General features: G+C 62.7%; 10 protein-coding genes. 8 read left to right on the top strand and 2 right to left on the bottom strand.

Annotated features, from left to right (window positions below; all coding sequences use genetic code 11):
• Nucleotides 1-9 precede the first annotated feature (9 nt).
• From ACD590_RS34485 to ACD590_RS34450, 8 genes are all read left to right on the top strand, one after another.
• Nucleotides 10-1143: an ABC transporter permease gene (locus tag ACD590_RS34485; protein ID WP_115157821.1), complete on the top strand. Its 1134-nt coding sequence runs from the start codon at nucleotides 10-12 to the stop codon at nucleotides 1141-1143.
• The gene (locus tag ACD590_RS34480; RefSeq protein WP_439004342.1) at nucleotides 1133-2182 is read left to right on the top strand and encodes an ABC transporter ATP-binding protein; all 1050 of its coding nucleotides are present in this window, start codon (nucleotides 1133-1135) and stop codon (nucleotides 2180-2182) included. The genes ACD590_RS34485 and ACD590_RS34480 overlap by 11 nt, the downstream gene beginning before the upstream one ends.
• Entirely contained in the window at nucleotides 2182-3240 is a 1059-nt protein-coding gene (locus ACD590_RS34475; RefSeq protein WP_439004341.1) for an ABC transporter ATP-binding protein, read from the top strand. Before ACD590_RS34480 ends, ACD590_RS34475 begins: the two co-directional genes overlap by 1 nt.
• Complete coding sequence (locus ACD590_RS34470; RefSeq protein ID WP_439004340.1) at nucleotides 3240-4073, top strand: 5-deoxy-glucuronate isomerase; 834 nt, start codon at nucleotides 3240-3242, stop codon at nucleotides 4071-4073. Before ACD590_RS34475 ends, ACD590_RS34470 begins: the two co-directional genes overlap by 1 nt.
• 68 nt (nucleotides 4074-4141) lie before the next feature.
• Nucleotides 4142-6007, top strand: coding sequence for a GH39 family glycosyl hydrolase (locus ACD590_RS34465; RefSeq protein ID WP_247264094.1), 1866 nt, complete (start codon nucleotides 4142-4144; stop codon nucleotides 6005-6007).
• Nucleotides 6008-6036: 29 nt separating this feature from the next.
• Nucleotides 6037-6855, top strand: a complete 819-nt coding sequence (locus ACD590_RS34460; RefSeq protein ID WP_439004339.1) for a sugar phosphate isomerase/epimerase family protein — start codon at nucleotides 6037-6039, stop codon at nucleotides 6853-6855.
• 4 nt (nucleotides 6856-6859) lie between these two features.
• Nucleotides 6860-7876, top strand: coding sequence for a hydroxyacid dehydrogenase (locus tag ACD590_RS34455; protein WP_439004338.1), 1017 nt, complete (start codon nucleotides 6860-6862; stop codon nucleotides 7874-7876).
• On the top strand, nucleotides 7873-9294 hold the full coding sequence (locus ACD590_RS34450) for a mandelate racemase (protein ID WP_439004337.1): 1422 nt from the start codon (nucleotides 7873-7875) through the stop codon (nucleotides 9292-9294). Before ACD590_RS34455 ends, ACD590_RS34450 begins: the two co-directional genes overlap by 4 nt.
• A 595-nt stretch (nucleotides 9295-9889) precedes the next feature.
• Here ACD590_RS34450 and ACD590_RS34445 read toward each other — a convergent pair.
• Together ACD590_RS34445 and ACD590_RS34440 are read right to left on the bottom strand one after the other, a co-directional pair.
• A complete protein-coding gene (locus ACD590_RS34445) occupies nucleotides 9890-13036 on the bottom strand; it encodes an efflux RND transporter permease subunit (RefSeq protein ID WP_439004336.1) in 3147 nt (1048 codons plus the stop codon).
• Nucleotides 13036-14136: an efflux RND transporter periplasmic adaptor subunit gene (locus tag ACD590_RS34440; protein WP_247264090.1), complete on the bottom strand. Its 1101-nt coding sequence runs from the start codon at nucleotides 14134-14136 to the stop codon at nucleotides 13036-13038. Before ACD590_RS34440 ends, ACD590_RS34445 begins: the two co-directional genes overlap by 1 nt.
• Nucleotides 14137-14309: the final 173 nt, after the last annotated feature.

The raw sequence follows: 14309 nt of genomic DNA, 5'->3' as shown, positions 1-14309 counted from the left end.
ACGATAGATATGACCGATCAAGCCATCGCGCTACAGCCTGAACTGATCCGGAATTCCGACGCGGTCGCCGGCCAGTGGAAGCTTATCTGGCGGCGCTTCCGTCGCCATCGCCTGGCGCTGGCGGCAGGCGTCGTCATCTTTTTGATCTACCTGGTCGCCCTGTTTGCCGAGGTTCTCGCCCCGGTTTCATCGCAGACCTACGATTCCCGCTACACCTATGCGCCGCCGCAGCAGATCAAGTTCGCCGGCTACGACGCGGCCGGGCAGTTTCATCCGCTCTACGTCAACGGTTATTCGATGAAGGTTGACCCGATCGCGCTCAGCCGCAATTACGTGCCCGATCCGGCCGTTGTCATCCCCCTCGGCTTCTTCGTCAAGGGAGAACCCTACCGGCTCTGGGGGCTGTTCGATTTCGACCGGCACCTGATCGGCCCGATCGAGATGGGCAAACCATTCTACCTGTTCGGCGCCGACCGGCTGGGTCGCGACGTCTTCAGCCGGACGGTCCACGGCACGCGCGTGTCGATGTCCGTCGGACTGATCGGGGTGGCAATCAGCCTCATCCTCGGCATCATCCTGGGCGGCATCTCGGGGCTCTACGGCGGCTGGGTGGACGACGTGATCCAGCGCTCCATCGAACTCATCAACTCTATCCCGACCATCCCGCTGTGGATGGGCCTTGCGGCTGCCGTTCCGATCAGCGCCGATCCGATCCTGGTCTATCTCTGGATCACCATCATCCTGTCGCTGATCGGCTGGACCGACCTGGCGCGGGTGGTGCGCGGGCGCTTCCTGTCGCTCAAGACGGAAGACTTCGTCATCGCCGCCCGTCTCGATGGCTGCTCGCAGATGCGCATCATCTGGCGGCACATGGTTCCGTCCTTCATGAGCCACATCATTGCCTCGGTGACGCTCGCCATCCCGACGATGATCCTCGCAGAAACCGCGCTCTCCTTCCTCGGCATCGGCCTGCGCCCGCCGGTGGTGAGCTGGGGCGTGCTGCTTCAGGAGGCACAGAACATTCTCGCCGTCTCGAGCGCACCCTGGCTCTTTCTTCCCGGTCTCGCGGTGATCGTCACCGTGCTCGCCCTCAATTTCCTCGGTGATGGATTACGCGATGCTGCAGATCCCTATGAATACTGATCCCAATTTTGCCGCAGCCGGAGGCCGGCACGGGGATCGTGACCCGCTGATCGAGGTCGTTGATCTCAGGACCCATTTCTTCGGTGGTGCGGGCACGATCAAGGCGGTCGACGGCGTCTCCTTTTCCATCCCGCGCGGCAAGACGGTCTGCGTCGTCGGCGAATCCGGTTCGGGCAAGAGCATCACCGGCCGCTCGATCCTCAACCAGGTTCCGCGGGGAGGGCGGATCGTCTCGGGCGCAATCCGCTACCGACCGGATCCCGCAGCACCCTCGGTCGACCTGGCGGCGCTCGATCCGCGCGGCCACGACATGCGGGCGATCCGCGGCGCCCAGATCGGCCTGATCAGCCAGGAGCCGATGGCCGCCCTTTCCCCCGTTCATACGATCGGCAACCAGATGGTGGAAGTGATCCGCCTGCATCTGAAGATGGGAAAGAAGGAGGCGCGCGAACATGCCATCGAGACATTGGCTCTGGTCGGCATTCCGCGGCCGGCCGAGCGCATGGAAAGTTATGCCTTCCAGTTTTCCGGCGGCATGCGCCAGCGCGTCTGCATCGCCTTGGCGCTTGCCTGCCGTCCCAGACTGCTGATCGCCGACGAGCCGACCACGGCACTCGATGTGACCACCCAGGCCAATATCCTCGATCTCCTGGCCTCGCTGCAGGCCGAATTCGGGCTCTCGGTCCTGTTCGTGACCCATGATCTCGGCGTGGTGGCCGAGATCGCCGACGAGGTCGTCGTCATGTATGTCGGCCGGGTCGTGGAGGCAGGCAATGTCGACACGATCTTCCACGCACCGGCGCATCCCTACACCAAGGCGCTGCTGCAATCGGTGCCACGCATGCATGGGCAACCCACCGAACGGCTCGCGATCATCGATGGCATGGTGCCCTCGCGTTTCAACCGGCCCCAGGGCTGCAGCTTTCATCCCCGATGCAAAGAGGCGAGGGCGGGCCTGTGCAACCAAAAGGATCCGCAGCCCATCGCCATCGGTGACGGGCATGTCGCCAGCTGTCTGCTTTACGAAGGAAGACAATGATGGCCGATCTCATGAAGCAACCAAGCCCGCTGCTCGAACTGAACGATCTCAGGATGCATTTCCCCATTCGCAAGGGCGCATTCCGGCGTGTGGTCGGACACGTCAAGGCGGTCGATGGCGTTTCGCTTCGCGTCCAGGATGGCGAAACACTCGGTATTGTCGGGGAGTCCGGCTGCGGCAAGTCCACGCTTGCCCGCACGGTCTTGCGCATCTATCAGCCGACGAGCGGCGAAATCCGCTATCGCAGCCGCAATGGCGGCACGGTCGATCTCGCGGCATTGTCGGGTTCTGCCCTCGACGAAATCCATCGCGACCTGCGCATCGTGTTTCAGGACCCGCAATCTTCGCTCAATCCGCGCCTTCCTGTCATCGACATCATCGGCGAGGTGCTTGGTGTCAACGGCATCGCCAAGGGCCGGGAGCTCGAGCACCGGGTCGCCGACCTCATGCAGAGCGTCGGCCTGCGGCCCGAATACATGCACCGCTATCCGCACGCGTTTTCTGGCGGCGAGCGTCAGCGCATCGGCATCGCCCGGGCGCTGGCCTCCAATCCGCGGCTGGTGATCGCCGATGAGGCCGTTTCGGCGCTCGATGTCAGTGTGCAGGCACAAACCATCAACCTCCTGCAGGACCTGCAGGAGCAGTTCGGTCTGACCTATCTCTTCGTGGCCCACGACCTCTCGGTCGTCCGGCACATCTCGGATAACATTGCCGTCATGTATGTCGGTCGGGTGGTCGAAAAGGCGCCGACGGAGCAGATCTTTTCGCGCCCGCTCCACCCCTATACCGAAGCGCTGCTCTCGGCCGTGCCGATCGCCGATCCGAGGATGCGCCGCCATGGCCAGCGCATTCGGCTGGCTGGCGAGGTCGCCGATCCTGCCCATCCGCCTCCCGGCTGTGCATTTCATCCTCGCTGCCGCTACGCCACCGAGCTTTGCAAGCAGGAGGTGCCGGCGCTGCGTACCGTCACAGCCGATGGGCACGCAGTGGCCTGTCACTACGCCGAATCCTTGTCGCTTAATCCCTTCGCCGACCGTACCGTTCCGGAGTTCAATTGATGCCCGAATTCATTCCACGCTCCGAGCAGCGTCCCATTGTGGATACCTCCTCCACGACGCTCGATCTCATCTACTTCGACCTCGTCACGCTTCCGGCCAACGGCCAGGACACGCGGCGGCTGCCCATGCACGAAAGCCTCTACGTCGTGCTGTCGGGGCAGGTGGATATCGAGGTCGATGACATCATGTTCGAAGCGGTGGGCCGGCGAGCCGATATCTGGGGAGGCGATGCGGACTCGGTTTACGCGCCCGTCGGCGCCAATGTCCGGATATCGGCTCGTGGCGCGGCGGCGGAAGTCGCCATTGCCGGCGGCCTCTGCGACACGCGTTACGCCGCATTTCGCATCACGCCGGATGAGGTCGACGCGGTCAATGTCGGCTCGTCGGACACGCACAGCCAGCGGCGGATCGTCCACCTGCTCGGACAAAGACAGAACGGACGCTGCGGCAACCTGCTGGTGAGTGAACTCTATGCCAGCGAGGGCTGCTGGTCCGGCTATCCCCCCCACAAGCACGATACCGAAGACGGTGACGTCGAGACCCGGCACGAAGAACTCTATCACTACCGCTTCCAGCCAGAGACCGGCTTCGGCAGCCAGATCACCTATGACGAAGACGGTCCGGTCAAGATCCTCATGACCCGCAACGGCGACACAGTCCTGGTTGACCGGGGTTACCACCCGACGGTCACCTCGCCGGGGCACCGGGGCTATATCTTTACCATTCTCGTCGGCAAGCATCGCCGGGGGCTGATCCAGCGCTTCGATCCCGCCCATCAGCATCTGACCAAAACCATCCCCGGCATCGATGCGATGCGCGACAAGTTCAAATAATCCGGCTCGTGGCCTCGTGTGCCGGCATTGCGGCGCACCGCCAACTTCCGCCCAAGGAGAGACGACCCATGCGTGAACGTACGCGAATAAACGTTGATGCCAGCGAAGCGGTACGCCCGTTCAACCGGTTCTGGCGCGGCACCGGCTTTTCGCCCGCCGAGCTGCTTCTCGAACCTGAGATGCGCCAGATGCTTGCCTATATCGGCGGCCTGCCGAATGAGGGCATCAAGTTCCTGCGGGTGCACTATCTCTACAATCTGCTGAGCGCGAAGGGCGGGGCCGGTTATGACTGGTCCCTGCTCGATCGCGCGCTGGACGTGATGATCGAACACCGGCTGAAGCCGTTCTTCGAGCTGATGGGCAACCCATCCGGCCTGTTCACCGACTATGAAGACATGGATCAGGTCAGGCGCTGGCGGGATCTCGTGACGGCAACAGTCGACCGTTATGGCGCGCGTTACGGCATGGACGAATTGCGCACATGGTATTTCGAAACGACGAACGAGGCCGATTCCGGCTGGTGGACCTACGGGATCAAGGGTTACACCAACTATTACGACGCCTGCGTCGCGGGGCTCGATGCCATCGATCCCAACCTGCCGATGGGCGGGCCTGGCACCGCCCGCACGCTGTCGCCGATCTTTCGCGCCCTCATGGCCCATTGCGACAGCGGCATGAGCTGCCTGACCGGCGGTGGTCCGCCGCGCATCGACTACATCTCGATCCATGAAAAGGGCGTCAACGGCAGCAAGGAAGACCTGACTCCGAAAACCAACGGTATCGTCGACCGCACCTTGCTCGTCGTCGACTATCTCAAGGAGCACCACCCGCGCCTGGCGGGCCTGCCCATCATCAACGACGAATGCGATCCGCAGCTTGGGTGGAGCGATCACCATAGCTGGCATGGCAAGGCCTATTACGCCGGCATCATCGCCCGCATCATCGAACAGCACGACCGGCGCATCATCGCCCCGAAAGCGGCGAATTTCACCTTCCTCAGCAATGACCACGCCTTTATCGGCGGCTGGAGCCAGCGCACGATCTTTGCCTATTTCGGTTCGCGCAATTTCACCAAGGCGCAGTGGGAGCACAAGACCAATCTGGATATGCTGGTCACGGACGTCGACAGGGCGCCGCCCTTCGACATCATCAAGAAGCCCGGCCTCACATCGATGGAACTGCTGGCAACGCTGGGCGATAGCGTTTGCAAGGTGAGGGCCGAACCGCCGCTTGCGCCCGACCAGGATGGCCTGGCGATCCTGCCGACACGGCTGCCGGGCGGCGGTGTTTCCATCAGCCTCATCCATAGCGTCGACGCCATCAACCGTTCGGGCCGGACCGCCGTCCGCCTCGAGGTGAGCGGTTTGGTTCCCGGCCGCCACGCGCTTTGCCTGCTGCGCATCGATGAGGAATTCACCAATCCGATGGAGGTCTGGCAGGCCCAGCGCGACGAAAGCAATCCGCGCGGCCCCTTCGAGCCGGTCGGCGCACCGCCCGCACCGACCGAGGCGCAGTTTGCCGAACTGCGCCGGGCGCAGGAGCCCGCCTTGCTGCATCCGATCAGCATCGTCGACTGCGATGACGGCCGGATCAGCGTCGACCTCGATGTGCCATTGCCGTCGCTGACGCAGGTGCTTGTCGTTCCCGATGTCGGCGCGCCTCCGGCGGCACCGACCGGCCTTGTCGTCGAACGTTACCTTGGTCTTGGCGGTCGGGAAGAGCGCATGCTCTTCTGGGCTTCCGGCGATATCCGGCCTGCCATCTTCTACGATGTCTTGGTCAGCACCAATGGCGGGACTTTTGAAAAAGTCAGTCCCGCGCCGCTGATCTCGACGGCATTCCTGCACATGTCGCCGCCCGAGGGCGTGCGTTATGCGGTCTGCGCCCGCGATGCATTTGGCCGCCGCAGCGAGCTTTGTGTTTCCCGCTCATGAACAATGCCTTTCTGCCTGGGATCTGATCGATGGATATCGCTTATTTCACCAAGACCCTGGAGGGTCTGCCGCTCGAGGAGGCGGCCGGGATCACCGCCGGTTTGGGATTCGACTGTGCCGATCTTCTCATTCGCGATGGCCACGCCGTTTCCCCTGACAGGCCGGAGGAAATCGTCAAGGCCGTAAAGCTCTTTGCCGCGGCCGGCCTGCGCACCCCGATGGCGACCATCGGTTCCACCCGGCCCGACGATGCCGTATCCCGGCTTCTCGGCTGTTGCGGCGAGGCTGGCATCGGGCAGGTCCGGCTTGGCTTCTGGCGCTACGACCCGTCGCGGCGCTGGCAGGCCCAGCTTGATGAGGCGCGGCGCGATCTCGACGGCTTCGAGCGCCTGGCCGAACGCTTCGCCGTCAAGCTGACAATCCAGCTTCACGGCGGCACCCTGCACAGCTCGGGCGCTCTGGCGGTGCAATTGCTGGCCGGGCGTGATCCCGTCAGGATCGGCGCCTATCCCGATCCTGCCAATCAGATCATTCGGGAGGGAAGCGAGGACTGGCGTCTGACCCTCGATATTCTCGAACCGTGGTTCTGCTGCATGGGCGTCAAGAACAGCGGTTGGTTCCCCGGCGCATACGGAGCTCACGGCCAGCGCGCATGGCATTCGGATTGGTACGGGCTCGACGAAGGCATGGTGCCCTGGAACGAAATCGTCCCGCATCTGGTGGCCACTGGATTTGCCGGGGTGCTCTCGATGCATTCCCAATACCGCGTCTCTCGAGAGCAGGCGCTCGACAAGGTCCGCGCCGATCTTACCCATCTCAGGCGCCTGGTCGCCGCAGCGAAAGAGTAGAACCATGAACGAACAGGCTCCCGTTATCGCCGTACTGCTGACCGAAAAAACTCGCCGGATGATGCTGGACGACGCAGCGATTGCCCAGTTGAACGCCCTTGGCGAGGTGCGTTGGCCGACCGGCGCCACCATCGACGCCACCGATGTCGACCACCTGCTGCAAGGCGCCACGGCATGTCTCACCGGATGGGGCACGCCGCCCTTCGATCCTGCCGCGCGCCAGCGCCATCCGCAACTCGCTCTTGTTGCCCATTCGGCAGGCAGCGTCCGCACATTGGTCCCGGCGCGTCTGTTCGACGATGGCATTCGCGTCACCCATGCCGCCTCGAAAATTGCCGCCTCGGTTGCCGAGTTCGTCGTCGCCGAAGCGCTGCTCGCCATGCGCGGCATTCATCGGCTGCATCATCAATTGCGCAACGGCGGTGAATGGCTCGACGTCCGCGCAGCCGTGCCACAGAGATTGCTGGGCGCCAGAACGGTCGGCATCGTCGGCGCTGGATATGTCGGCCGGGCGGTCATGCGGCTGCTCGTTCCCTTCGGCTGCCGCGTGCTGGTTGTCGATCCCTTTCTCCACGATAGCGTGGCTGCTGCGCTCGGCGTTTTCAGCGCTGAATTGAACGATATGCTGGCTCAGAGCGACGTGATCTCGCTGCATGCGCCTGTCCTGCCCGAAACGCACCGCATGATCGGCGCCCCCGAACTGGCGCTGCTACACCCCGGCGCGCTGTTCATCAACACGGCGCGCTCGCAGCTGGTCGACGAGGCGGCTCTGCTCGCCGAGATCCGCTCCGGCCGCATCGAGGCGGCTCTCGATGTCTTTGACGACGAGCCGTTGCCTCCGGATAGTCCCTTCCGCGATCCCGCATTGGCCAATGTCACCATTTCGCCGCACGCCGCCGGTCACACCGAAGAGGCGCATCTCGCCCAAGGACAGGCCATGGTGGATGAGATCGGCCGGCTGCTTCGCCGCGAACCGCTCCATCATGAAGTCTCGCGCGCCATGCTCGACCGCATGGCATGACCATGGACAGAAGCATTGGAGGTTCCGTGACCGCGCCGCGTATCAGAATCATCGAGATCGACGCCTTCGAGCGCGATATCAAGCTGCGCCTGCCGTTCCGCTTTGGCGCGGCAACTCTCGAAAAGGCGCCGCAAGCCTTTCTCAGGGTCCGTATCGAGGATGAAGAGGGGCGAACCGCCCTTGGCGCCGCCGCCGAGATGATGGTGCCGAAATGGTTCGACAAGAACCCGGCGCTGACGCCGGCGCAGAATGTCGATCAGTTGCGCACTTCGATCCGCACTGCTGCTGCCGCTTCGCTCGAGCCGTCGGCGCCGACGACATTGTTTGCCGCCGCCCGCCTGAACGAGATGGAAACCGTGCGGCGTTTGCCTGGAAATCCGTTGGCCGCCGGTTTCGGCCCTTCGCTCATCGCCCGCGCCGCGCTCGATGCCTACTGCCGCCTTGCCGGCATTTCCTTCTTCGAGGCGGTGCAGGGCAATCTCGTCGGCATCGGCGGCCCCATGCTGCCCGACGATATCGACGCGGATGCAGCGCTGGTGGTGCTTTCCGATCTTCGTCCTGCTGGCTCGATCTCGGCCCGGCATACGATCGGGCTTCTCGATCCGATCAGCGAGGGCGATGTCGTCTATCCCGTCGGTGACGGCCTGCCGGAAAGCCTCGAGTCGGTGATAACGCGCTATGGCAACCGCTGGTTCAAGATTAAGCTTTCGGGCGCGATCGATGTCGATATCGACCGCCTGATGCGGATCGCCGCCGTGCTGGACCGCATGCCCGACTATCGGGTGACGGTTGACGGCAACGAACAGTTTGGCGCCGCCGAACAGCTCGCCGCCCTGCTGGCGCAAATCGAGGCGATGCCGCAGCTGGCGAGGTTGCGCACGGCCATTGCCTTTGTCGAACAGCCGTTCTCGCGCGCAATCACCATGGACACGTCGCTGGGAGATCTGGCGGCGCAATTGCCCTTCCTGATCGATGAGAGCGACGACGGCGATGGCGCCTTCGCCTCCGCCAGACGGCTCGGCTATACCGGCGTCTCCTCGAAAACCTGCAAGGGCATTTACCGTTCGTTACTGAAGGCGATCCGCATCAGAACCGGAACGGTGCCGGGACTGTTCCTCTCGGGCGAGGATCTGACCTGCCAAGCCGGGCTCGCCGTGCAGCAGGATCTGGCGCTGGTCTCGCTGCTCGGCCTCTCCCATGTCGAACGCAACGGTCATCACTATGTGGCCGGCATGCAGGGAGCGTCGCAGGCGGAGAAGGCGCGCTTTGCTGCGGCCCATCCCGATCTCTACGAGCAGGGAGCCGACGGACCGCTGCTGTCGATCCGCGACGGCCGGATCACTATCACTTCACTCGAGGCGGTCGGCTACGCCAGCGGCGCCTTGCCAGATTTCGAAGCGATGACGCCATTGTCATGACGCCCGGCAATATTCAGCATGAGATAGGGCGTGCTGCCCTGTTGAGCTGTTCGATCTGTCCAGCAAACGCGTGCTGATCACCCGGAGCATCAATCACCCCGTTCCTCCAATTGAAATGTCTTCCAGTAGAGCATCACGCTCTATTCGAACGTTTTCTGCTCGGCCTGATTGGATCCAGGGACTTAAGAAAGCAGAAATTGAGATATAATTCTTTGAATTAAGCTTCAGCAACCACGGCCAAATCTCGGCAAGTATGATTTTCCGCTCCGCGAGGCGGCAACGCAGAATATTTCGATGTGCCTTGGACACACGACACTCCGGATTGAGCTGAGGTCGAACTCTAATAGCTGTGCGGATGTTAAGCGCGGTTAAGGAAGTGTAAAGTTTGGTAAAGGTTCTTTCTGTGACACAGCGAGGTACGCTGTTGGCAGGGAAGATGCAGGACGCGCAGGCGGCGCGAGGCCGCCTGCGGGGGAACACGTCCCGCGGTCTCGTTCCGGGGGAGGGAATTCGACCGAAGAGGTTGCCATGAAGGTCGCCGGGCGTCGCCGGTATCGGGCGCTGGACCATCTTGCGAATAGCTTGCCAAAAGCAGTCATCTCTGACCTTGCCCTCGCTTCGAAAGCTCGGGCTTGAAGGTGATCGCCGCGCGATCGTTGGATGCCTGCGGTTCCGAGTCGGCGGTATCAGGCCCGGTCCGGCGCACAAGGCGCTTGAGCGCCTCGTTGAGGTCGTCGACGAAGGTGAAGATGACGGGGATGACGATGAGGCTGAGCAGCGTCGACATCATGACCCCGCCGATCACCACGATCGCCATCGGCTGCCGGAAGCTGGAATCGCCGCCTGTCAGGCTGAGAGCGACCGGAAGCATGCCGAATGCCATGGCGATGGTGGTCATGATGATCGGTCGCGCGCGCTTGTGGCAGGCATCCACAAGGGCATCGAACCGCGACATGCCCTGGCGACGCGACATGATCGCGTATTCGATGAGAAGGATGGAGTTCTTCGTCACCACGCCCATGAGCATGAGCAACCCGATGACCGCCGACATCGAGAAGCTGGTTCCGGTCACCACCAGCGGCACCAGCGCACCGCCGAGCGAGAGCGGCAGAGCCATCAGAAGGGTGAGTGGCTGCAGGAAGTCGTGGAAGAGCAGGACGAGGACTGCGTAGATGCAGAACACGCCGATCGCCATTGCAAGGCCAAAGCTCTGGAACAGCTCCGAACTGCGCTGAAGTTCGCCCTGTTCGACAAGGGTGACCCCCGGCGGCAGGCGCCTGAGTGCCGGCAGAGCCTGCGCCTCGCGGTTGACATCGCCCAGGATGCGGCCGTTGAGCTCGACGGAAAGGGTGACATTGCGCATCCGATCGATGCGGTCGATCTCCGACGGGCTGCCGCCGATCCGGATATCGGCAATCGATCCGAGATCGACATTGCCGTTCGTTCCGGCTACCCGCATGTTCTTGATATCGTCGAGCTTGGTGCGTGTCTCGGGGCTGAAGCGGACGACGATGGGAACCTGGCGCTGTGGCAGGTTGAGCTTCGGCAGATCGGCGGAATATTCCCCATTCGTCGCCACGCGCACCGCCTCGGCGATGGCGCTCGAGGTCACCCCGAGCGCTGCAGCGCGCGCAAAGTCGGGCGTGATCTGGATCTCGGGCGCTTGCCTGGCCGCTGTTGATGTCACCGCGCCGATGCCCTGCAGCGTGCGGAGCTGTTCCTCGAGCGCCGTGCTTGCACTGTCAAGCGCGTTGGCATCGTCACTGGCAAGGGTGATCTCCAGCTTCGTGCCGTTGCCACCGCCGCCGACCGCGACCCGCACACCGGGAAGCACCGAGAGAGCCTGCCGGATGTCGTTTTCGATTTCCGACTGTTTGCGATCGCGCTCGCCGATGGGCGACAGTACAGCGACGATCGTCGCGGATCCGACGCTGCTGGTGGTGCTCGAGTCGGGGCCACCGCCCGAGGATGCGGAACCGACCGAGGAAAAGACATGTGTCACGTCCTGGAGCTTGCCGACGATATCGGCGGCCTTCGTGGTGGTGGCGTCCGTCTGCTCGATAGTGGCACCCGGCTGCATGGTGAGCGTGATCTGGGCTCGTGCGTCGTCGGAAGCGGGCAGGAAGCCGGATTTCAGGAGTGGGATGGTGGCAAGCGAAAGCGCGACGACGACGGCAGTCACTGCCACCGTGGTCTTCCTGCGGTTCATGGCGGCTTTCACGATTGCCAGATAGGCGCGCATGACGCGGCCATCCTTTTCCTCCGTCGGATGGGCCTTCATGAAATAGGCGGCCATCATCGGCGTCAGCAGGCGTGCGACGACGAGCGAGACGAGGACCGCCACCGCGGCGGTGATACCGAACTGGCGGAATATAAGTCCCGGTATGCCGCTCATGAAGGCCGTCGGCAGGAAGACCGCGACCAGCGTGAAGGTGGTTGCAATGACGGCGAGCCCGATCTCGTTGGCCGCTTCCATGGCGGCGTCGATCGGTCGCTTGCCCATTTGCAGGTGGCGGGCGATGTTCTCGACCTCGACGATGGCATCATCGACGAGGATGCCGACCACGAGCGACAGCGCCAGCAAGGTGACGATATTCAGGCTGAAGCCGGCCAGGTACATCACAAGGAAGGTCGGTATGACCGATAATGGCAGCGCCACGGCCGACAGGATGGTCGCACGCCAGTCCCGAAGGAAGAGCCAGACGACGATGATCGCCAGGATCGCCCCTTCGTACAGCATGTGCATCGAACCATCGTAGTTGTCGATGATCGGCCCGATCGTGCTGTAGGCCTCCTCGATCTGCACGTTGGAATGTTTGGCTGCGAACTGTTTCATAGCCTTGTCGACATCGTCCGCGACACCGCTGTCCGAAAACCCGTTCGAGCGCTTGATCTCGACCGCGACCACCGGTTTACCGTCGAGATAGGCCATCGAAGAACGCTCCGCGAAGCTGTCCGTGACGGATGCGACGTCATCGAGGCGAACCTGCTGCCCGTTGGCCAGGGGAATTCTAAGCTCCTTCAGAGCGTCGACCGATGCCACGGCGCCGAGCGTGCGCAATGTCTGACGGGTGCCGCCAATCTCCCCAAGGCCACCCGAAGTATCGGCCTGAACCGACTTCAATTGCGCCGACACAGTGGTCGCGGTGACGCCGAATGCAGCCATCGTTGTCGGATCGAGGTCGACGTGAACCTCGCGGTCGACACCGCCGATGCGGTTGACCTGTCCGACGCCCGGTACCGACAGGAGCGCCTTGGTCAGATCGTTGTCGATGAACCAGGAGAGCTCGGTTTCATTGAGGGCCGTAGACCGGATGGCATAGGTGACCAGCGCCGAACTCTGCACGGTGACTTTGGTGACGCTTGGTGTCTGCATCTGCGCCGGCAGATCGGCTTGTGCGCTGTCGACGGCGTTGCGAACCTCATTCAGGGCCGTTTCGCTGTCCTTCTCCAGTTTGAAGGAGACACTGATCGACACCGTGCCGTCGGTGATCGTCGTGGTGACGTGGTCGAGATAGCTCAGCGAGGCAAGATTGTCCTCGATCGTGCGGGCGACCTCCGTCTCGAGCTGCGCCGGCGCGGCGCCATCGAGCGTCGCGGTAATTTTGATGGTCGGGAGGTCCATATCGGGGAAATTCTGGACCGGCAGATGCTTGAAGGCCAGCAAACCGCCGACGGCAAGCATCGCAAAGAGCAGGATTGCCGGTACGGGATTGCGGATTGAAAATGCGGAAAAGTTCATCAACCTTCTCCCGCAATCTTCACGAGATCGTTGTCCGACAGAAACGCTCCGCCCGACGTCACCACTCTCGCCGACTTATCTATGCCGGAGACGATCTCGACTTCGCCGTCGGTGCGACGGCCGGTCTCCACCCGCACCCGCCTTACCCGCTTGTTCTCGCCGGCGGCAAAGACGTAGTTTATGCCGTCACGGAAAACGATCGCGGTCTCCGGAACCGTCAGCGCCGGCGTGGTCCTCAGTTCGATAGTGCCCGTGACATAAAGACCGGTGCGCGGCTGAACGTCCTGGGGAAGCGCGACATAGACGATCGCCCGGCTTGTATTGGTGTCGATCGAAGGTCCGACGAGCCTTACCTTGCCCTGAAGGGGACGTCCGTCCGGCCCGTCGATGTCGACGCTCAATCCTTCCGAGATGCGTGAGAGGTAACGGGCCGAAACCTCGGCCTGCCATTCGACCCGCTGCTGACGGACGAGGCGAAACAGTTCGGTGCCCGACGAGACGACCGCGCCGAGTTCGGCCGATCGCGAGGTTATAAGGCCGTCGTCGACGGCCGTGACGGTTGTCTGGTCGAGCTTGATCTTCTGGCTGTCGAGCGCCGCCTCTTCAGACGCAAGACTTGCCGTCGCGGTCTGTTCGTCGGCGAAATATTCGACAATCTTCTCATCCGAAAGGGCGCCCGAAGAGCGTAGCTGCCGAGCCCGATCGGCATTGGCCTTCGCCTTTGTCAGGTTTGCCTTAGCGGTCACGACAGCCGCTTCCTGCTTGCGAAGGTCGGCCTGCACGCTGTCCTGCGACAGCCGCACGAGGGTCTGCCCCTTCTTAACCACGGAACCGACGTCGGCCAGAATTTCGGTTACGCGCAGACCGCTCGTCTCGGAAGCGATGATGGCTTCCTGCCAAGGCTTCAGCCAACCGCTTGCGGGAACGGTTTCCGGCCAGTCCCGCTCAGCCGGCGTCACCAGCGAGACGGTAAGGGCGGGTGCGGCGGATTGATCCGCCATGGTATTGCGCAGGGGAAGCAGGAGCGCTGCCGCAACAAGAGCAGCAGCGAATATTCTGGGCGGTTTTCTCAACGATGCACTCCTTGTGGTCAAAGGCATGGGTGCCTTTTCCCGATCCGTGCCAACTCGATGAAGGATTGCGGCTCATGTTGAGGCAACCCGATCCTGGCTCGCGGTGATGTCATGGAAGGATAAGTAACGGGGTGAACGTTAAGTGCGGTCAAGTTAGTGTTAAGTTAGGTAAAACTCGCTCATGCGACTGTGTTTGTGCT

The organism is Rhizobium sp. 862_C5_N1_2, from assembly GCF_051811205.1.
GTDB classification, from domain to species: Bacteria; Pseudomonadota; Alphaproteobacteria; order Rhizobiales; family Rhizobiaceae; genus Rhizobium; species Rhizobium leguminosarum.
This window is presented reverse-complemented; position numbering and strand designations above follow the sequence as displayed.